This is a genomic window from Carboxylicivirga caseinilyticus, assembly GCF_050589785.1.
Taxonomy (GTDB): domain Bacteria; phylum Bacteroidota; class Bacteroidia; order Bacteroidales; family Marinilabiliaceae; genus Carboxylicivirga; species Carboxylicivirga caseinilyticus.
Window position 1 is genome coordinate 137939 of record NZ_JBNGOX010000005.1, and the last position, 14864, is coordinate 152802.

Genomic DNA, 14864 nt, shown 5'->3' on the forward strand with positions numbered 1-14864 from the left:
CTCTTTATTTTCCTTTTTTAATAAATTTCTCTGCAGATGTTTTTAATACACTCTTAACCTCAGCAATCGCTATTACAGGGAAGAAGCGAATAAACAAGAAGAACAATGTAAAGAACAATCCAAAAGTTCCTAAATAGATTCCGACCTCAACCCAGGTTGGAGAATACATACTCCAGCTTGATGGCAGAAAGTCGCGGTGCAGAGAAGTAACAATAATTACAAAGCGTTCGAACCACATACCAATATTCACAAATATTGAGATGATAAAAGTGGCAACAAAACTGCGTCGTATCTTTTTAATCCAGAATAACTGAGGAGTAATAACATTACATGTCATCATAATCCAGTAAGCCCACCAATAAGGGCCGAACGCACGGTTAATGAATGCATATTGTTCATATATAACTCCTGAATACCAAGCTATAAATAACTCAGTAATATATGCTATACCAACAATCGAACCGGTCGCAATTATAATCTTGTTCATCGACTCAAGATGCGCCTTGGTAATATAGTCTTCCAGATTGATCGCTTTTCGGGTAATAATCATCAATGTCAATACCATGGCAAAACCTGAAAATACCGCACCCGACACAAAATATGGCGGAAAGATGGTTGTATGCCAACCCGGTATAACAGAGGTGGCAAAGTCGAAACTTACAATGGTATGCACTGAAAGTACCAATGGAGCAGCCAAACCTGCCAAAATCAAACTCATCGATTCATGTCTCATCCAGTGACGAGCTGATCCTGTCCAACCAAAACTCAAAAAAGCATAAATCTTCTTTTTAATACCATTTTTAAGTCTGTCGCGTATTGTACCAATATCAGGAATCAATCCCATATACCAGAACAATAAAGAAACAGTCAGATAGGTTGAAATCGCAAAAACGTCCCAAAGAAGTGGGGAGTTAAAGTTGACCCATACATCCCGTGTGTTTGGATATGGAAAAATAAAAAATCCCAAAGGCAAACGTCCCATGTGAATCAGTGGGAAGAGCCCGGCACACATTACAGCAAAGATGGTCATTGCCTCTGCACTTCTGTTAATGGATGTACGCCACTTCTGACGGAATAATAATAAGATGGCAGAAATAAATGTACCGGCATGACCAATACCAACCCACCATACAAAGTTGGTAATACCCCAACCCCAACCGATGGTCCGGTTCAGTCCCCAGGTTCCAATTCCATCCCATACCGTAACAAAGATGGAAAACAAACCAAACATCAATGCAATAAGTGCCAATGTAAGACCAGCATACCAGGTTTTACCCGGCCGGCCTGTCATCGGTGCATATATTTCCTCGGTGACTTTACTATAGCTTTTTTCTCCGCTAATGAGCGGTTCTCTTACTGGCGATACGTACATTAGCTTAGCGTTTTATTTTGATCTTTATTTCTTACTTTACTCAAATAAACAACCGATGGTAAGGTATGCAGCTCTTCCAATAATCCATACTGACGGGCATCTTTCAATAATTTAGATACTTTACTGTTTGGATCATTCACATCACCAAAAGTGATCGCATCGGCAGGACAAGTCTGTTGGCAAGCTGTTTTTATTTCTCCGTCTTCCAGCATTCTTCCTTCACGCTTAGCTGTTAATTTCTTCTCCTGAATACGCTGAATACACATCGAACATTTCTCAATAACTCCTTTGGCTCGTATGGTAACATCCGGATTGAGAACCATTCGTTTAAGATCAAGCGTCATTCCGGCAGGATCGACACGGTTATTCGGAATAGTGTCGGCTCCGGTATAATCATACCAGTTAAAACGACGCACTTTATAAGGACAGTTATTATTACAATAGCGAGTACCAATACAACGGTTATAAGCCATCTGGTTAATACCTTCGGAGCTATGGTTAGTAGCAGCTACCGGACAAACGTTCTCACAAGGAGCATTATCGCAATGCTGACACATTACCGGTTGACGAACCACTTCGGGATTATCAGATTCGCCTGCGTAATAACGATCCAATCTTAACCAGTGCATTTCATGTGACCGGCGTACTTCATTTCGTCCTACAACCGGCACATTATTCTCCGCCGAGCAAGCTACAACACAAGCATTACAACCGATACATGAATTCAGATCGATAACTAATCCCCAATGGTGTCCTTTGTATTCATGCTCATGATAAAGGGTTGTATGCAGTTTTTCAACCTCTTCGTGTTTTTCATTTCCTGAGGCAGGATTCTTTAGGTATTCGGCAATGGTTGTTTCCCTCACCAAAGCTCGTCCTTCCATGGAATGATGAGACTGTGTGGCAGCCAACTCGTAGGTTGCTCCTGTTGCAACAGCATCAACATTCTCAACGAAATACTGGCGATTGCCATTCTTCATTTTCACCAAAGGATAAACATTCTTACCCAGATCAGTTGCGACTCGGCCGGCATTCTTACGTCCATAACCAACAGCAATAGCCAAGGTATTTCTTGCCTGCCCTGGTTGAATCAAAACAGGTAATTCAATTCCATTCACTGCAACAATATCACCCTGACTCCATCCCCTTAATGCCGCAAAAGCTGGCGAAACAGCTACATAGTTATCCCAACAAACGCGACTAACCGGATCGGGCAATTCCTGTAACCAGGGATTATTGGCCAATGTTCCATCTCCAATCGGAACATTCTGATAAAGAACAAGCTCCAATTCATTTCCTGAAACAGGATTGGCATACTTTGATATAAAACTGGTGTCAACCCCAGAAAAGGATGGGACACTATTTTTCTTTGTATCATCAAATACCAAACCATCTCTAAGGGAAGTCTTCCAGAATGTTTCGAACTGTTTACCTTGTGACAAGTTTATATTATAGATATTCTCTTTCCAGTTTGACTTGATAAAATCGTAATACTTACCTTCAACACCAGCCCATGCCATCAGGTTTTCCTGGGCATGTCGTGTTTTAAACAGAGGACGGATAGCTGGTTGAGTAAGCGTAAATAACCCTGAAACCAACTCTGAGTCATCCCAACTTTCGAGAAAATGTGGAGCCGGCAAAACATATTTACATGCTAATGCAGATTCTGTTTGCTGCGAATGAACCGCAATTTTCAGATCCACCTTAGCCAATACATTCTGAGTTTTTTCATCCAATGGAAGGTGATACAAAGGATTGGTATTCCATAACATAACAGCTCCAACCTGATCGGCTTCAATTCTATTTAACAGATCTTCAAAATCCTTATCCTTTCCTTCAAATAAACTGATTGGGTAATCCAAGCGAATGGTATTTCCTTCACTTTCGAGGATATGATTGATACCACATACCATTGATTGTACATCCACATCATTACTACCCGATACAACCAGAGATTTACCTTTTGCAGACCAAAGTTCTTCTGCAATTTTCTGTATTTGTTCAGGTGCGTTTACTGTTGGTACCGACACACCGGCTTTACCGGCTAATAAAGAAAATAAGGCTGCGATATAATGTGCTTCGTCTGAAGCAGCCATCGGAACACGTTCATCGGAATTTGAACCCGTTAATGTCATGGTGGATTCGAACTGTACATGACGCATCATCTCGCGTTGTCCTTCGGTTAACTTCCTTGCTGAAGCATACTGACGACCAAAAGTAACCGGTTGCAACCAGGTCCCCAGAAAATCAGCATTAAAACCAACCACCAGTTTAGCCGCATTAAAGCGATAAGAAGGTATGATTGCCTCACCATAATTTAATGCAAATGATTCGCGTAATGCTGAATACGAATATGCATCAAATGTTTCATGAACAACAAATGGATATTTTGCTTTAAAATCAGCCAGTAGCTTTTTTGTTGAAGGACTTATGATAGTTGATGTCAGAATCACAAATTCCTTCCCTGCATCCCATTCACTCAATATTTTCAACATATCAGCATCCACCTGCTCCCAGGTAGTAGCTTTCCCGTCCACCATTGGTTGAGCCGGACGTGACTCATCATATAAATTGAGTAACGAGGCTTGTATTCTTGCAGATGCCGAACCTCCGGTCATCTTACACATGTCATTTCCTTCAATCTTTATTGGGCGACCGTCTCTGACCTTAACGAGGATGGGCACCATTTCTGATCCATCGTAAAACGAAGATGCGTAATAATTAGCTGTGCCGGGCTTCACCTCTTCCGGCTGTATCAATAAAGGGATGGCTTTCTTTACAGGGCGTTCGCATCCTGCCAGAACAGCAGCCGAGGCGATACTAAATCCGAAGTACTTCAGAAAGTCGCGACGCGAATTTGTTGAAGAATCCTTCCCGTCGTTCAATATATAAGAAGATTTCTTCTCCTGAACAACTTCTTCTTCGGGTATTAATTCTTCAATGCTTTTCCAGTATTGCTTCATAGTAATAACTGATTTATTTTGGGTAACAAGGCAATTCCTTAATTAAATTTCTCTTTGATTAATGATGACAATTCATACAATCATTTGCACCAACATCAGCAGCCTTAATTGAGTCAAGAACTCCTTCTGCAATGTCTTTATGCAAGGCTTCAAATGTTTTGTAATAATCGTTATCGTAGAAGTTTACATTGGTCTTTTTATGACAATCCAAACACCAGCCCATTGACAGATCATTTTCTTGCTTAAGAATGTGCATCTCTTCAACTGTTCCATGACATTCAGCACAATCAAGCTGACCCGCATTTACATGTTGAGAGTGATTAAAATAAACATGGTCCGGTAAATTATGAATTCGTATCCACTCAATGTCTTTATTATTCTCATAAGCATCAACAACCTTGGCAATTTCAAACTGCCCGGAATTAGTACCATTACGCACTACCATATGACAGTTCATACATAAACCAGCACTTGGAATTCCGGCTGACTTTCCGTGTTGAGCATTATAATGACAGTAATTACAATCTATCTGATTATCCTGAGCATGCACTTTATGCGAAAATTTAATAGGTTGATCAGGCATATAATCCGGACTTCTTCCAAAATCAGTTAATGTATGTGCAATAACTTTACCCTGATAGGCCAGTCCACCCATAATAATAAGAATATGAACAAGTTTAAACTTAACCCTTTTGGTAAAAAAGATATCAACCAATGCAACAGCCATTAGTACTCCCAACAACAAGAAAATCAAAATTGTATTGATTGACATTTTCTTTTCAGGAACACCATTTTGAGATAATTCGGTAAGATAACCATGAAGATGAAACAGCTGCTCATCAGTCAATTCGTAATTGATATGAACCTTCTCCCTCATTGCCCCAGACGGTGTCAACAAGTGACTTTTAAAAGTTGCAAGATCCATATCAGCAGCCACTTTGGCCATTTCCAATGCCGAAGGATTCCAATTGATGGTGTCGGAAGTGTAATAGGTATGACAAGATGCACAGGCTTTCGCATCTTCTCCCGTTGGAATTAATCCATAATACAGCCGTTCGCCAACTTTTAAATCAGGTTCGGGTGTTCCCTTTTTACCGCGTTTTTCTTCTGCCCCAACATTTATTGTTGAAAGAACAACAAAAAAAAGTAAGAAAAACTTTAAGAAAATCTTCCCGGAAGAACGGGACTTAGATAAAGTTTGAACCATATTAACGTATTATTTATCATCTAAAAGAATTCTCTCACACACGTAAGTATCATCTAATCAGAAGATTTAGAGTTAATGACAATTAATCTTTTTTAACATTTCAACTTTTAACCATTCATAACGATTTAAGTTGAAGATTGTTTAAGAGCTTTATTTGATTTTAAAGATTTTTTTCTCTTTTATTCTTTTAAGTTTTCGGTAAGTTTTTTAACCAACTTATAATTAAAGAAGAACTCCCTGGCAACCACACGGATTATTGTATACACAGGTATAGCCAAAAACATTCCAAGTATGCCTGACATATATCCGGCCATTAAAATAATCAGGAATATTTCAAGAGGATGTGCTCTCACACTTGATGAGAAGATAAACGGCTGGAAAATGAGATTGTCCATTAACTGAACAATCAGATAAACAAAAAATATCCCCAGAATAAAGTTCAGAAAATCGGGTGGAACACTTAATTGAACATACACTATTAAACCCACAAGAAAACCAAAAAAGGCTCCAATCAATGGCCCAAGGTAAGGTATTACATTAATGAAACCAGAAAATAAACCAATGATTACAGCATGTTGAAACTCAACTCCAACAATTAAAAACCCTACTGTTACAAAAACAGATATAAGTGTAATCTGAATTAAAACTCCTATGAAATAACGCCTTAGTAAAGTCTTAATGGATAACAGCATATGCTTTAAGGCACCTTCAAAATGTGTCGGAATAAATAAAAGAAGTCCTTGAATAACCAACCATTCTTCTTTAAGAAAGAAAAAGGTCATAAACGAAACACTAAAAACAAAAATAAAGACGCCTCCAAGAAAACCTAATACTCCGGTAAATATGCTTCTCAATTGTGTGAAATCAAAAAATGTAATAGCTGTTTCTTTCAATTGATTCTCCAATACATCAAGACCGGCCTTACCAAATTCTGAATGATTAAGCGGAGCCAGAACATTCTCCAACAAACGGTTACCTTTACTAAAAACAACATCAATATCCACATTTGATAAAAAGTGAATTTCTTTGATAACAAATGGGACTGCAACCCTAAAAAATGTAAAAACAAAAATCCACAAAACCAGAACGGTTATCAATGCAGCTACAGAATTCGATAATTCCCATTTTTTAACTCTGATTCGTTTAAGCAAATCAAAAACGGGACGTATAACAAGGGAAATTACAACAGAAACGAGAACGAAAGACACCACCGCTCTGAAGTACCAAAGTAGCAACGCTGTCAGGCAAGCCAGTAAAATCCATAATAAATATTTAATTCTTTCTGTCATATAGCCCCTAAACTGATTCATGAGATGCTATTAACAAGTTATTCCAAATATTTGAGAATAGCATATTTTCTTTTCAAATCATATGGTCAAAAAGTCATCAAAATCCACTATTTAAGCATTATATATTCCAATTTTATATACAAAATATATAGAGATATATGTTTTTTCACTACATTCATCCCCAAGATGAACACTGAACCCATTTAGAGAGAGCGCACCATTTTTTTAAAGCCCATTACCCACACAAATCATGAGAGGATCAATAATCGGAGACATTATTGGCTCTGCTTTTATAGAGTCACCACAAAGCACAACAGATTTTCAGCTTTTAAAGCCATTTTCGGCCTACACAACAGATACTGTTCTGACGATTGCCATAGCTGATGCCATTATAAAAAAACAATCATACGAGGATAGTTTACGTCATTGGGTCAGTAAATTTCCAAAAGCAGGTTACAGAAAGAAATTTATGGATTGGGCATTATCCGATAAACCTAATCAACAATATAACAGTTCGGGTGATGGAGCTGCACGAAGAGTAGCACCCATCGGTTTTTCTGCTCAAACTCTTGAAGAAGCAATGGAACAGGCTAAAGAAGCTACCATTATAACGCATGCCCTTGAACCTAAAATTAAGGCCGCACAAGCTATGACCGGGGCTATATTTTTAGCAAGAAAAGGTGAAAGCAAAGAAGAAATCAGTGAATTCTTAAAAAGTAAAATAGGGTACGAGCTTCCAACTTCACTTAATAAAGAAGAAATAAACCCATTAATTAAAAAATATAAATCTCCGGCTCCGGCTGCTTTGTTAGCTTTTCTGGATTCAACCAATTTTGAAGATGCTATTCGCAAAGCAATATGGCTGGAAGGACCAACCAATACTATTGCATCTATAACCGGTGGTTTAGCACAGGCTTATTATAAACATATTCCTAAAGCATTAGTTAGAAAAACACTCTCCAGAATTGATCCCGAAATGGAAAGCACAATGGAGGACTTTGAAAAAATACACTGTAAGGAAGTTTTACAGAGTAATCAGGACATTAAATTTAATTTTCATTAAAATAAAAAAGGTCAGCTCTCGCTGACCTTTTCATTTATATACTAAGTGGCTTTTTCACTTTTTCATCCAATAAGGCAAATGCCAATACCTCTGAAATTTCCTTCACAAAATGGAAAGTCAATCCTTCAAGGTATATGTCATTGATCTCATCAATATCTTTCTTGTTATCCTGAGACAGAATAATATCTGTTATACCAGCCCGCTTTGCAGCCAGAATTTTCTCTTTGATACCACCAACAGGTAAAACTTTACCTCTCAATGTAATTTCTCCGGTCATTGCCAAACGGGCCCTGACTTTACGCTGTGTAAATATCGAAGCTAACGAAGTTACCATTGTAACACCTGCAGATGGACCGTCTTTTGGAATGGCTCCTTCCGGAACATGAACGTGAATATTCCATTCATCAAAAGTTTCGGTTTTTAGACCCAGCATTTCGGCATTTGCTCTTAAATACTCAAGAGCCAAAACAGCTGATTCTTTCATAACATCACCTAAGTTACCGGTAAGTGTTAATTTACCTTTTCCTTTACTAATGCTACTTTCAACAAAAAGAATTTCACCTCCAACAGCCGTCCATGCTAAACCAGTAACAACACCGGCAGTTGAATTATCCTGCCATTTATCCTTCGAGAATCGCGGAACACCTAAGAATTCTGCCACATCTTTGATGGTGAGATTCTTCTTAACTTCTTCGTCTTTGGCGATCTTTAATGCAACTTTTCTGCAAAGTTTAGCCAAAACCTTATTCAGTTCACGAACCCCTGATTCGCGTGTATAGGATTCAACAATATAACCCAATACATTTTTATTGATGGATAGCTTACCTTTTGCGATCCCATGATTTTCCATCTGATAAGGCAGCAAATGACGTCGGGCAATCTCAACTTTCTCATCTAATATGTATCCGCTAACATCGATCAACTCCATACGATCAAGTAATGGTTGTGCAATATTACCAATGGTATTTGCCGTAGCAATAAACATTACATTCGAAAGATCGAAATCAACCTCCAGATAGTTATCATGGAAATGTTCATTTTGTTCGGGATCCAGAACCTCAAGCAATGCTGAAGCCGGATCGCCATGAAAACTACTGCTTATTTTATCGATCTCATCAAGAATAAATACCGGGTTTGCTGATCCCCCCTTTTTAATATTCTGTATGATACGACCTGGCATTGCACCAATATATGTCTTTCTGTGTCCCCGGATTTCTGCTTCATCATGAACTCCTCCAAGCGACATACGAACATACTTACGTCCTATGGCATTGGCAACAGATTTACCTAATGAGGTTTTACCTACTCCCGGAGGACCGTATAAACAGATGATAGGTGATTTTAATTCACCTTTCAGTTTCAATACCGCCAGATGCTCAAGAATACGTTCCTTCACTTTATCCAAACCGTAATGATCACGATCAAGGAATCTCTCCGCCCGTTTCAGGTCATAATTATCTTTGGTATAATCATTCCAGGGAACATCCAATAATGTTTGCAGATAATTATACTGAACCGAATACTCACCTGCTGCAGGATTCAAGCGCTGAAGTTTATCAATTTCTTTAGCGAATAAATCAGCCACCTCCTTATTCCATTTTTTCTTTTCAGCTCTTTCTCTTAAATCGCGAACCTCCTGCTCAATAGGGCTTGAGCCTAACTCATCCTGAATGGTTTTAATTTGCTGCTGAAGCAAATATTCTCTCTGCTGCTGATCAATATCCTGTTTTACCTTGCTTTGGATATCATTCTTCAGCTCCTGCATCTGAACTTCACGTGCCAAATGCTCTAACAATGCCATTCCTCTATCCAATAGGCTCTCACATTCCAGCACGTCTTGCTTTTCCTTAACCGACATTTCAGAGTTGGAACCCACGAAGTTGATCAGGAAACCATCATTTTCAATATTTTTTATTGCAAACGATGCTTCAGGTGGAATATGTGAAGATGCTTTAATAACCCGTAGCGAAAGATCTTTGATGGAACTTACTACTGCTTCAAACTCACTCTTGGTATTGTCATTAGGCAAAATATCTTCCAGACCTGTCACTTTAGCCAAATGATAGGGCTCATCAGTCACAATCTCATCTAATCGAAAACGTTTTTTACCCTGTATGATTACGGAAGTAGAATTATCAGGCATTTCAAGTATTTTAATAACCTTGGCCATCGTTCCCACTTCGTAAAGATCTTCTTTCTGAGGATCATCCACTTTCACATCACGCTGAGCGATAGCTCCAAAGTAACCTTTATTGCGCTGCACTTCTTTAATTAACTGAAGTGATTTGGCCCTACCCAAAGAAATAGGAATAATCACCCCAGGAAACAACACCGTGTTTCGAAGCGGTAAAATCGGCAATGTGTCAGGTACCTCAAGCTCATTTACGCTTTGATCATCCCCTTCTGCAACGATTGGAATAAACTCAGCATCAGACTCAAACACCTCTGATAGATAGATACTATTTTGCTTTGTCTTATTTTTATTCATATTAAGTCTTTCAAAAAGGCAGACATTCCTGTCAATATGTCCGCAAAGCTCATTAAAATACAACGATACCTATTGTATCAATACATGTGCCAAAAACTAGCGCAGGGCACTTCTAAACTTAATTGTATCATTGAAAACCGTCTTCAGTATGCTACGATCTGTATCGGTAAAAGATACATTTCTTCTTCCCATTGCAATGGTTGCAACATTTTCAACAGCCTTCAGCCCGTTAATCCTGTATCCCTGTGGTCCTCCAATCACAAATGAAGGAACAAAATTCCTAGGAAAACCGCTACCAAATAAGTTACTACCCACACCTACAACAGTACCTGAATTAAATGCAGTATTAATAGCACAGCGGGAATAGTCCCCCATCACTAAACCACAAAACTGAAGATCTGTTTTCTGAAAGCGTTCAGTTTCATAATCCCACAGCTTAACCAGTGCATAATCATTCTTCAGATTTGAAGTGTTAGTATCAGCTCCCAAATTACACCATTCTCCTATGATTGAATCACCTAAATATCCGTCATGCACTTTATTACTATATCCGGTTATGATTGAATTACTCATCTCTCCTCCAACCTTAGACCATGGACCGATGGTAGCACCTGGATAAATTTTTGCACCCATGCTAATTTGTGATGATTCGCATAGAGCAATCGGCCCGCGCAGCATGGCACCTTCCATAACCACCGCATTCTTACCAATGTAGATGGGGCCGCTTTGTGGATTCAGATAAGCATATTCTACACTTGCCCCCTCTTCTATAAATATCTGATCAATTAATTGGGGATTTTTATTTAATCCCACCACATTGACTGTGTCACTTAAGGGCTGACTTCTTCTTCCTCGTGTAATGAGTTCGAAATCATTCCTGATCTCGTCCTGATTGTAGGGAAGTAATCGAAATATCTTATCCAGATATTTTATTTCACCATCATACTCTTTAATATTAAATGATGATGTTTTTCCTTCTATAATTTCTGATGTAAAATCTTTTGAAGATCGCACTGCCAGCAAAAGTCCTTCTTTTACAAGGGCTTCATTAAAGCCTAAAGCACTTACTTCGTCAACTAAATTATTCGCTGGCAGTAACGAAGCCGAAACAAATAAATTATCTTCTGCCAGTTCGCCTCCATATTTGGCAGAGAGCTCAACAGATGTCAGATAGCCGGCAGACCGACCTAGATGTAACTCCCATTTTTCTTTGATAGTTAATATTCCACAGCGTAAAGCAGCTTGTGGTCGGGTAAAAGTTAGCGGCAACATTGCCGCATTATGTTGGTTGTCAAATAATATGAGATTCATCGCAATAATTTTACACTTAAAAATACAAAAAAAGCTCCGGAAGTTCCGAAGCTTTTTTTATATCTTAACAAGTAGTAATTACTTACGCTTGTCGAAATGCTTTTGATAACGGCTCATAAATTTATCAACACGTCCAGCTGTATCAACTAATTTCATTTTACCTGTGTAAAATGGGTGTGATGTGTTAGAAATTTCCAACTTCACCTGAGGATATTCAGTCCCGTCAATCTCAACAGTATCTTTTGTTGCAACAGTAGAACGAGTAATGAATGTTTCCCCGTTTGACATATCGGTAAAAGCTACCAATCTGTAATTATCCGGATGAATTCCTTGTTTCATTGTTATATGCTTTAAATCCTTACTATTCTAATTCTATTCGGGCTGCAAAGATAATTCATAAATTATTAACGACAAAAGATTTAAACACAGAAATTACAAATCTTTTTTGTCTTCATTTGAATACTTTGTATCCACAGGTATTTCTGTAGCCCTTTCTTTACTTATTTTCTGACCATTAAAGAGGTATCGATAAGTAATGTGTTTCTTGCCAAAAGCCGCACCCATCGATTCCTGTAGCACTCTCATCTTAGGATTAAAATCTCCTACCCACGAAAGTTCAAGCTCTTTTATATGTGATTTCTTCTCTACCGCTCCTTTTAAATTCCAAAACAGACCAGATTCAATACCCGACCTTTGAAACTTCGGTACAACTCCCAAAATAACAACTCTTGCCCGGGTCATTTTATTAGAATATTTGCGCCACAGAAACTTAAGCTTATTTACGCCATTCAATTTACCTTTGAATCCTTTTATGATTTGATTCACATCAGGAAACAACACAATAAATCCAATGGGATCGTCATGGTGATAAGCAAACCATATCAAATCTTCCATCATAAAAGGCTTGGCTTTCTCCATGGTTTTATTCAGCACCTCCCGATCAATGGGTTTAAAGTTCTCATGAAATTGCCAGGCATCATTATAGATGGTTTCGAAATCATCCAGAAACTTTTCTGATTGTGTCCAACTAAAATGTCTGAAATTAAAACCCTCTTTTTTAACCACCCAACCTGCAATTTTCCAAAATCGCTCAGGGAAAGGAACTGTCAAATCCAGATGATTGGTTATCTGTTCGAAATAGTTGGAGAATCCGTATTCCTCGAAAAATTGTTTGTAATAAGAAGGATTGTACTGCATTCCAAATCCTGGCTGTGTAAATCCATCAACAAGCAGCCCCCAAAAATTATCGTTCTCTCCAAAATTAATGGGCCCATCCATGGCTTCCATGCCACGCTCTTGCAACCATTCTTTGGCTTTATCAAACAATAGAAAGGCAGCCTCTTTGTTATCGATACATTCAAAAAAACCTAACCCACCTGTTGGCTGCTCAAATCCAAAAGCCTTTTTTTCATTGATAAAAGCAGCAATTCGACCAATTACCCGATCCCTGTCTTTTAGAATAAAACGAGTAGCTGTACCGTGTGTAAAGAAAACATTTTGCGTAGGGTCAAAAATTTCTTCGATCATACCATCTAAAGGACGAACATAAGCATGGTCGTTTTGATAAATTATTTCAACGACATCTAAAAACTGCTTATTCGAAATTTTATCTTTTACCTCAAATATTTTCATAGGACAATAAAAAAATGGTGAAACCACAGGCCTCACCACAAAAGTATATGATTATTTTAACTTTCCTAAAACTCAAACCAGTTCACATAGTCTTCCGGAAGCTTTGCAGGGACATCTTTGTGATAGAATTCATTTCTGGAAGCAACATAATTATAATCCCCTTCCCATTCTTGCCATTTATCTGCAATGGTTTTTACTGCATCAATAATATAATCCAATTCCTGATCAGTCATTGTAGGATGAATTGACATACGTATCCAACCCGGTTTTTCAGATAAATCACCATGATTTATTTTACTGGTAATCTTATTAGATGTATAATAATCAACATGTAACAGATAATGCCCATAGGTACCGGCACAAGAGCAACCGCCGCGAACCTGAATACCGTATCGATCATTCAATAATCGTACTGCCAGGTTAAAATGAAGATTATCAATATAAAATGAGATGGCACCCAATCGTTCTTCTGCATTATCAGCCAGTATATTCATTCCGGGAATCATACGAAATTCCCGAAAGATCTTTTCAATCATTTCCTTTTCACGAAGATGAATATTTTCAACACCCATCTCCTCCTTTAATTTAATGACCATTGCAGCTTTTATGGATTGCAGAAATCCGGGAGTTCCACCGTCTTCGCGTGCTTCAATATCATCAATATATCTGTATTTACCCCAACGATTGGTCCAGTCTACCGTTCCTCCTCCTGAATTATCTGGCGCCACATTATGATACAATGCTCGATTAAAAACCATTACTCCAGAACTTCCCGGACCCCCAAGAAATTTATGAGGTGAAAAAAAGACCGCATCCAAACTTTCTTTTGGATCTTCAGGATGCATATTAATCTCATCATAAGGAGCCGATGCAGCAAAATCGACAAAACAGAACCCTCCATTCTCATGCATTATCTTTGCTAAATCATAAAACGGAGTTCTAACGCCTGTAACATTCGAACACGCTGTAAAGGATCCTATCTTTAATATGCGGTTTTCATATTTTTTAATTTCTCTGCGCAGTGAATCAGGATCAACCAACAATTGATCGTTGGGTTCCAGTACAACCACATCAGCATTGGTCTCTAACCAGGAAGTATGATTTGAATGATGCTCCATATGGGTTATAAAAACGACCGGACGTTGATCAGCAGGCATGCTGCAGAATCGCTTTGCTTGCTCTGGAACTCTCATTCCCAGGATTCGTTGTAGTTTATTAATAACATTGGTCATTCCAAAACCGGCTGTAATAATAATATCATCATCCCCGGCATTAACATGCTTTTTTATAATCTTATGAGAAAGTTTATAAATATTGGTCATGATCATTCCAGTATCACTCGACTCGGAATGTGTATTCGCAACCATCGGACCAATTTTTTCCTTCATTACTGATTCGATGGGCTCATACAGCCGTCCACTGGCAATCCAATCGGCATAAACAAGAGGTTTTTCACCAAAGGGAGTTTGAATAATTGCATCGTACCCAATTGTATTCTTTCGAAACTTTTCGAAGTGAGATTCAAGCTTGCTCATTCAA

Annotated in this window: 10 protein-coding genes; 1 reads left to right on the forward strand and 9 read right to left on the reverse strand. The window is 38.4% G+C overall.

Annotated elements, in window-relative coordinates:
• Positions 1–4: 4 nt before the first annotated feature.
• The 4 genes from nrfD to ACRD62_RS04260 all read right to left on the reverse strand — a co-directional run bounded on the left by nrfD (position 5) and on the right by ACRD62_RS04260 (position 6852).
• Positions 5–1372, reverse strand: a complete 1368-nt coding sequence (nrfD, locus tag ACRD62_RS04245; protein WP_321407283.1) for an NrfD/PsrC family molybdoenzyme membrane anchor subunit — start codon at positions 1370–1372, stop codon at positions 5–7.
• Positions 1372–4335: a TAT-variant-translocated molybdopterin oxidoreductase gene (locus ACRD62_RS04250; RefSeq protein WP_430818882.1), complete on the reverse strand. Its 2964-nt coding sequence runs from the start codon at positions 4333–4335 to the stop codon at positions 1372–1374. The genes nrfD and ACRD62_RS04250 overlap by 1 nt, the downstream gene beginning before the upstream one ends.
• Before the next feature lie 58 nt (positions 4336–4393).
• On the reverse strand, positions 4394–5542 hold the full coding sequence (locus ACRD62_RS04255; RefSeq protein WP_430818883.1) for a cytochrome c3 family protein: 1149 nt from the start codon (positions 5540–5542) through the stop codon (positions 4394–4396).
• A 179-nt stretch (positions 5543–5721) separates the two neighbouring features.
• Positions 5722–6852 (reverse strand): AI-2E family transporter, encoded by a 1131-nt coding sequence (locus ACRD62_RS04260; RefSeq protein WP_430818884.1) that lies wholly within the window; start codon positions 6850–6852, stop codon positions 5722–5724.
• A gap of 229 nt (positions 6853–7081) precedes the next feature.
• On the opposite strand from ACRD62_RS04260, the gene ACRD62_RS04265 reads away from it, so the two are divergent.
• Complete coding sequence (locus ACRD62_RS04265; protein WP_430818885.1) at positions 7082–7894, forward strand: ADP-ribosylglycohydrolase family protein; 813 nt, start codon at positions 7082–7084, stop codon at positions 7892–7894.
• Positions 7895–7928: 34 nt separating this feature from the next.
• Here ACRD62_RS04265 and lon read toward each other — a convergent pair whose 3' ends face one another.
• The 5 genes from lon to ACRD62_RS04290 all read right to left on the reverse strand — a co-directional run bounded on the left by lon (position 7929) and on the right by ACRD62_RS04290 (position 14860).
• Positions 7929–10382 (reverse strand): endopeptidase La, encoded by a 2454-nt coding sequence (lon, locus tag ACRD62_RS04270; protein ID WP_430818886.1) that lies wholly within the window; start codon positions 10380–10382, stop codon positions 7929–7931.
• Between the two features lie 96 nt (positions 10383–10478).
• The gene (locus tag ACRD62_RS04275) at positions 10479–11693 is read right to left on the reverse strand and encodes a putative sugar nucleotidyl transferase (protein WP_430818887.1); all 1215 of its coding nucleotides are present in this window, start codon (positions 11691–11693) and stop codon (positions 10479–10481) included.
• 78 nt (positions 11694–11771) lie between these two features.
• Positions 11772–12032, reverse strand: coding sequence for a type B 50S ribosomal protein L31 (locus ACRD62_RS04280; protein WP_212212402.1), 261 nt, complete (start codon positions 12030–12032; stop codon positions 11772–11774).
• Positions 12033–12125: 93 nt separating this feature from the next.
• A complete protein-coding gene (locus tag ACRD62_RS04285) occupies positions 12126–13325 on the reverse strand; it encodes a GNAT family N-acetyltransferase (protein WP_430818888.1) in 1200 nt (399 codons plus the stop codon).
• A gap of 65 nt (positions 13326–13390) precedes the next feature.
• Complete coding sequence (locus ACRD62_RS04290) at positions 13391–14860, reverse strand: aminotransferase class V-fold PLP-dependent enzyme (protein WP_430818889.1); 1470 nt, start codon at positions 14858–14860, stop codon at positions 13391–13393.
• Positions 14861–14864: the final 4 nt, after the last annotated feature.

Coding starts and splice junctions, on each gene's coding strand:
- lon (WP_430818886.1), bottom strand. CDS start 10,382: ATGAATAAAAATAAGACAAAGCAAAATAGTATCTATCTATCAGAGGTG.
- nrfD (WP_321407283.1), bottom strand. CDS start 1,372: ATGTACGTATCGCCAGTAAGAGAACCGCTCATTAGCGGAGAAAAAAGC.
- ACRD62_RS04275 (WP_430818887.1), bottom strand. CDS start 11,693: ATGAATCTCATATTATTTGACAACCAACATAATGCGGCAATGTTGCCG.
- ACRD62_RS04260 (WP_430818884.1), bottom strand. CDS start 6,852: ATGAATCAGTTTAGGGGCTATATGACAGAAAGAATTAAATATTTATTA.
- ACRD62_RS04250 (WP_430818882.1), bottom strand. CDS start 4,335: ATGAAGCAATACTGGAAAAGCATTGAAGAATTAATACCCGAAGAAGAA.
- ACRD62_RS04285 (WP_430818888.1), bottom strand. CDS start 13,325: ATGAAAATATTTGAGGTAAAAGATAAAATTTCGAATAAGCAGTTTTTA.
- ACRD62_RS04280 (WP_212212402.1), bottom strand. CDS start 12,032: ATGAAACAAGGAATTCATCCGGATAATTACAGATTGGTAGCTTTTACC.
- ACRD62_RS04255 (WP_430818883.1), bottom strand. CDS start 5,542: ATGGTTCAAACTTTATCTAAGTCCCGTTCTTCCGGGAAGATTTTCTTA.
- ACRD62_RS04290 (WP_430818889.1), bottom strand. CDS start 14,860: ATGAGCAAGCTTGAATCTCACTTCGAAAAGTTTCGAAAGAATACAATT.
- ACRD62_RS04265 (WP_430818885.1), top strand. CDS start 7,082: ATGAGAGGATCAATAATCGGAGACATTATTGGCTCTGCTTTTATAGAG.